The organism is Azospirillum brasilense (genome assembly GCF_003349955.1).
Taxonomy (GTDB): Bacteria; Pseudomonadota; Alphaproteobacteria; order Azospirillales; family Azospirillaceae; genus Azospirillum; species Azospirillum brasilense_B.
In genome coordinates, this window is the sequence record NZ_QLKQ01000176.1 from 1 (window position 1) to 1,184 (window position 1,184).

Here is a 1,184-nt window from a genome sequence, read left to right on the forward strand (position 1 = left end):
CGGGCCGGCTCCGACGACAAGGACGTCGTACTCCATCACCTCGCGCGGATCGCGATCCATGGTCCCCATGCCTCCCGCTTGATTAAGCCGCTTGATTGAAGCGCCGGGGCCATTTCCGCAGGGTCCGGCGGCTTTCGGAACGGCGTATGCCTTTCGCACCCGCCAAAAAGGATATCTAAGCCCATGTAAGACCACAGGAGCCGTGGTAAGGTCAAACGATGATTGACCAATCCGACATCCTCGCCGCCCTGCGCTGGCACGTCGACATCGGGTGCGACGAGGCCATCGGGGACGGGCCCCTGGACTGGGCGACGCTGACCGCCCGGCCGGCGGCGGCGCGTGCGTCGGCCGGCGCGTCGGCGCTGTCGCCCGCCGCGGTCCGCCCCGCCCCGGCGCCAGCGTCGCGGTCGGCGTTCGGGGGGTCGGCGTTCGGGGGTCCCTCCGGCGCGTCGATGTTCGGCGCGGCGACCGGGTCGGACCTGCCGCTGGGCGCCAGCGAGGCCGGGGCGAGCGCCCGCGCCCGCGCCGCCGAGGCGCGCAGCCTGGAGGAGCTGGAAACGGCGCTGCGCGCCTTCGACGGCTGCCCGCTGAAGGCGACGGCGATGAACACGGTCTTCGCCGACGGCAACCCAGCCGCGGACATCATGCTGATCGGCGAGGCGCCGGGCGAGGACGAGGACCGGCAGGGCAAGCCTTTCGTCGGGGTCAGCGGCAAACTGCTCGACCGCATGCTGGCCCAGGTGGGACTCGACCGCGGCAAAGTCTACATCAGCAACATCCTGCCCTGGCGCCCGCCCGGCAACCGCTCGCCGACCCAGGCGGAGATCGCCGCCTGCCTGCCCTTCCTGGAACGGCACGTCGAGCTGATCGGGCCGAAGGTGCTGGTGCCGCTGGGCGGCACGTCGGCCAAGACGCTGCTCAACCGGGCGGAGGGCATCACCCGCCTGCGCGGCCGCTGGTTCGACTACGCCTCCCCCGGCCTGCCCGGCCCGGTGCCGGTCCTGCCGATGCTTCACCCGGCCTATCTGCTGCGCAACCCCATCGCCAAGCGCGAGGCGTGGCGCGACCTGCTGACCCTGCGCCAGCGTTTTCCAGAGAAACCTTAAAAGGGCAGCTTTCTGCCCCCTCCCTAACAGGCTGCGGAAAAACGAACATATTCCGGCCTTTTTCCTCCGCTGAGGCTT

Annotated in this window: 1 protein-coding gene; it reads left to right on the top strand. The window is 70.4% G+C overall.

Translation table 11 applies throughout. From position 1 onward, the window contains the following. The first annotated feature begins 218 nt into the window (after positions 1 to 218). Positions 219 to 1,106, top strand: coding sequence for a uracil-DNA glycosylase (locus DXK32_RS31935; RefSeq protein ID WP_114862160.1), 888 nt, complete (start codon positions 219 to 221; stop codon positions 1,104 to 1,106). The last annotated feature ends 78 nt before the right edge of the window (positions 1,107 to 1,184 follow it).

Excerpts from the sequence above, each read along its gene's own strand:
- DXK32_RS31935 (WP_114862160.1), top strand. The coding sequence starts at position 219 with ATGATTGACCAATCCGACATCCTCGCCGCCCTGCGCTGGCACGTCGAC.